Annotated in this window: 3 rRNA genes; all 3 read left to right on the top strand. The window is 62.1% G+C overall.

Annotated elements, in window-relative coordinates:
* Window positions 1–1419 (top strand): 16S ribosomal RNA (locus tag ACYVRU_RS12035); the annotation flags it as partial.
* A gap of 290 nt (window positions 1420–1709) precedes the next feature.
* Window positions 1710–4674: ribosomal RNA gene (locus ACYVRU_RS12030) — 23S ribosomal RNA — on the top strand.
* Window positions 4675–4796: 122 nt separating this feature from the next.
* Window positions 4797–4880, top strand: a 5S ribosomal RNA gene (gene rrf / locus ACYVRU_RS12025); the annotation flags it as partial.

Genomic DNA, 4880 nt, shown 5'->3' with positions numbered 1-4880 from the left:
TATAGAGTGGCGAACGGGTGAGTAACACGTGACCAACCTGCCCCGCGCTCCGGGACAACCGCTGGAAACGGCGGCTAATACCGGATGCTCCGGGGAGGCCCCATGGCCTCCCCGGGAAAGCCCCGACGGCGCGGGATGGGGTCGCGGCCCATTAGGTAGACGGCGGGGTAACGGCCCACCGTGCCCGCGATGGGTAGCCGGACTGAGAGGTCGACCGGCCACATTGGGACTGAGATACGGCCCAGACTCCTACGGGAGGCAGCAGTGGGGAATTTTGCGCAATGGGGGGAACCCTGACGCAGCAACGCCGCGTGCGGGACGAAGGCCTTCGGGTTGTAAACCGCTTTCAGCAGGGAAGATTCAGACGGTACCTGCAGAAGAAGCTCCGGCTAACTACGTGCCAGCAGCCGCGGTAATACGTAGGGGGCGAGCGTTATCCGGATTCATTGGGCGTAAAGCGCGCGTAGGCGGCCGCCTAAGCGGAACCTCTAATCCCGGGGCTCAACCTCGGGCCGGGTTCCGGACTGGGCGGCTCGAGTGCGGTAGAGGCAGGCGGAATTCCCGGTGTAGCGGTGGAATGCGCAGATATCGGGAAGAACACCGATGGCGAAGGCAGCCTGCTGGGCCGCCACTGACGCTGAGGCGCGAAAGCTGGGGGAGCGAACAGGATTAGATACCCTGGTAGTCCCAGCCGTAAACGATGGACGCTAGGTGTGGGGGGACCATCCCCCCGTGCCGCAGCCAACGCATTAAGCGTCCCGCCTGGGGAGTACGGCCGCAAGGCTAAAACTCAAAGGAATTGACGGGGGCCCGCACAAGCAGCGGAGCATGTGGCTTAATTCGAAGCAACGCGAAGAACCTTACCAGGGCTTGACATGCGAGTGAAGCCGCGGAGACGCGGTGGCCGAGAGGAGCTCGCGCAGGTGGTGCATGGCTGTCGTCAGCTCGTGTCGTGAGATGTTGGGTTAAGTCCCGCAACGAGCGCAACCCCCGTCCCGTGTTGCCAGCATTCAGTTGGGGACTCGCGGGAGACTGCCGGCGTCAAGCCGGAGGAAGGTGGGGACGACGTCAAGTCATCATGCCCCTTATGCCCTGGGCTGCACACGTGCTACAATGGCCGGTACAGAGGGTTGCCACCCCGCGAGGGGGAGCGGATCCCGGAAAGCCGGTCCCAGTTCGGATCGCAGGCTGCAACCCGCCTGCGTGAAGTCGGAGTTGCTAGTAATCGCGGATCAGCATGCCGCGGTGAATACGTTCCCGGGCCTTGTACACACCGCCCGTCACACCACCCGAGTCGTCTGCACCCGAAGCCGCCGGCCGAACCCTTCTGGGGCGGAGGCGTCGAAGGTGTGGAGGGTAAGGGGGGTGAAGTCGTAACAAGGTAGCCGTACCGGAAGGTGCGGCTGGATCACCTCCTTTCTAGGGAGACAACCTAGAGCCGCTCTCATCCTCCCCAGCATCCGGCTGCGAGGGCTCCGAAGAGAGTCCCCGCGCACCTTGACAGTTGCATAGCGCGTGACATGAAAATGTCAACATGATCAACACCAACATCAATTTCCTAAGCTGATTAGGTTCTTGAGGGTGCTCGCATCATGGAATAGACGATTCATCACGATCGCGAACGTATGTTATACGACGGAATAAATTCTCATTTATATCCAACGGACGAAACCATTAGAAGTATCAACTTCTTTGGCGACCTAGGTAATGGACAAGATATCTAGGGCGCACGGCGGATGCCTTGGCACAGGAAGTCGACGAAGGACGCGGCAAGCTGCGATAAGCCCCGGGGAGTGGCAAACACACCTTGATCCGGGGATCTCCGAATGGGGGAACCCAGCAGGGGTCATGCCCTGCTACCCACGCCTGAATCAAATAGGGCGCAGGGAGGCAACCGGGGGAACTGAAACATCTAAGTACCCCGAGGAAGAGAAATCAACCGAGATTGCGCGAGTAGCGGCGAGCGAAAGCGCACCAGCCCAAACCCGGGCGCGTGTAAGCGGCAGGCGTTGCCGCCCGGGGGTTGCGGGACTCGCGTCCAGGTGCTGCCCACCTGGGAGCGGTTACAAATCCACATGGTAGCGGAACGGCATGGAAGGGCCGGCCGCAGCGGGTGAGAGCCCCGTACGCGAAACCATGCGGACCGCTGACGAGTATCCCGAGTAGGGCCGGGCACGTGAAACCCGGTCCGAAGCCGGGGGGACCACCCTCCAAGGCTGAACACTCTCCTGTGACCGATAGCGAACCAGTACCGTGAGGGAAAGGTGAAAAGCACCCCGAGAGGGGAGTGAAACAGTACCTGAAACCGTGCGCCCACAAGCAGTCGGAGCAGCCTTTGCGCTGTGACGGCGTGCCTTTTGTAGAATGAGCCAGCGAGTTGCGGTGTGCGGCGAGGTTAAGTTTGGAAACGAGCCGCAGCGAAAGCGAGCCTTTAAGATGGCGAGTGAGTCGCACGCTGCAGACGCGAAGCCGGGTGAGCTATCCTGGGGCAGGCTGAAGCGGGGGTAAGACCCCGTGGAGGGCCGAACCCACTTCGGTTGAAAACGGAGGGGATGACCCCAGGATAGGGGTGAAAGGCCAATCAAACCCGGAGATATCTCGTTCTCCCCGAAATAGCTTTAGGGCTAGCCTCGGCCGTTAACCCGCGGTGGTAGAGCCACCGGATCGACGAGGGGGCTTCACCGCCTACCGACTCGAACCGAACTCCGAATGCCGCGGGTCGAGAGGCCGGGAGTCAGAGGGCGTGGGCTAAGCTGCGCGCTCGAGAGGGAAACAGCCCAGACCGCCCGCTAAGGTCCCCAAGTCATCGCTGAGTGGCAAAGGATGTGCGTCTGCCCAGACAACCAGGATGTTGGCTTAGAAGCAGCCATGCATTTAAAGAGTGCGTAACAGCTCACTGGTCGAGTGGACATGCGCCGACAATTCACGGGGCTAAGCGATGCACCGAAGCGGCGGACTGAGAATTCAGTGGTAGGGGAGCTCTCCGCGGGGGGCGAAGCAGCAGGGCGACCTGCTGTGGACCGCGCGGAGGTGAGAATGCTGGCATGAGTAACGAGACCAGGGCGAGAAACCCTGGCGCCGTGAGCCTAAGGGTTCCTGGGCGAGGCTAATCCCCCCAGGGTCAGTCGGGAGCTAAGGCGAGGCCGAGAGGCGTAGCCGATGCGCAGCGGGCAGACATTCCCGCACCGCCGACGGCGCGGCATTACCGATGGGGCGACGGAGAAGGGTAGCCGGGCGGGGTTCTGGACGTCCCCGTGAAAGCGCGTAGGGCGCGCAGCGTGGAAATCAGCTGCGCGAGAGGCCTGAGACGCGAGACGAAGCGAGCGAGCGAAGCCGGTGAGCCCATGCTTCCGAGAAAAACCTCTAGGGAGTGCCGTCGGCGCCCGTACCAAAACCGACACAGGTGGGCGGGTAGAACATACCGAGGCGATCGGGAGAACCACGGTTAAGGAACTCGGCATACTGGCCCCGTAACTTCGGGAGAAGGGGCGCCCCCGCCGGTGAAGGCACTTGCTGCCGGAGCTAGTGGGGGCCGCAGCGAAACGGCCCAAGCGACTGTTTATCAAAAACACAGGACTCTGCAAAGCCGCAAGGCGACGTATAGGGTCTGACGCCTGCCCGGTGCCGGAAGGTTACGCGGATGCGTCAGCCGAAAGGCGAAGCGCTGAAGCCAAGCCCCGGTAAACGGCGGCCGTAACTATAACGGTCCTAAGGTAGCGAAATTCCTTGTCGGGTAAGTTCCGACCTGCACGAATGGCGTAACGATTTGGGCGCTGTCTCAACCGTGGACCCGGTGAAATTGTACTGTTCGTGAAGATGCGAACTACCCGCGGAAGGACGGAAAGACCCCGTGAACCTTTACTGCAGCTTGGCATTGGCATCTGGTACGGCGCGTAGAGGATAGGCGGGAGCCTTTGAAGCGGGGGCGCAAGCCCCCGTGGAGGCGACCTTGGAATACCGCCCTCGTCGTGCCGGCTGCCTAACGCGCGGCCGTGATCCGGCGCGCGGACCGTGCCAGGCGGGTAGTTTGACTGGGGCGGTCGCCTCCCAAAACGTAACGGAGGCGCGCGAAAGGTCCGCTCAGGACGGTCGGCAACCGTCCCGAGAGCGCAAGAGTGCAAGCGGGCTTGACTGCGAGAGAGACACCTCGAGCAGGGACGAAAGTCGGTTCTAGTGATCCGGCGGCACAGAGTGGAATGGCCGTCGCTCAACGGATAAAAGGTACTCCGGGGATAACAGGCTGATCTTGCCCAAGAGTCCACATCGACGGCAAGGTTTGGCACCTCGATGTCGGCTCATCGCATCCTGGGGCTGAAGTCGGTCCCAAGGGTATGGCTGTTCGCCATTTAAAGCGGTACGCGAGCTGGGTTCAGAACGTCGTGAGACAGTTCGGTCCCTATCCTCCGCGGGCGCAAGGGAGTTGAGGAGATCTGCCCCTAGTACGAGAGGACCGGGGTGGACGGACCTCTGGTGACGCGGTTGTCGACCAACGGCACCGCCGCCTAGCTACGTCCGGCACGGATAACCGCTGAAGGCATCTAAGTGGGAAGCCGCCTCCGAGATGAGCTCCCTTTCCGGTAAGGGCCCAGATAGACTATCTGGTCGATAGGGCGCAGCTGCAAGCAGGGCGACCTGCTCAGGCGAGCGCTACTAATAGCCCGAGCTCTTCTTCATTGCCAAGACTACGATCGAGATCGAGAGATGGACGTGTCGCGCGCATGCAACCGCCAGGGTGGCGCGGGGGATCCCCGGGCCCCCTCGGACGGCAAGACGATTGCCGCGGGAGCGCCTCCCGCGAGCGGAACCATGGAGTGGGGGATCACCCGATCCCATTCCGAACTCGGCAGTTAAGCCCCACCTCGCCGAAAGTACTGCGGCGC

Source organism: Adlercreutzia sp. CNCM I-6216, assembly GCF_977113345.1.
Note: the sequence above shows the minus strand (reverse complement) of the source record. Positions and strands in the feature narration are given on the sequence as shown.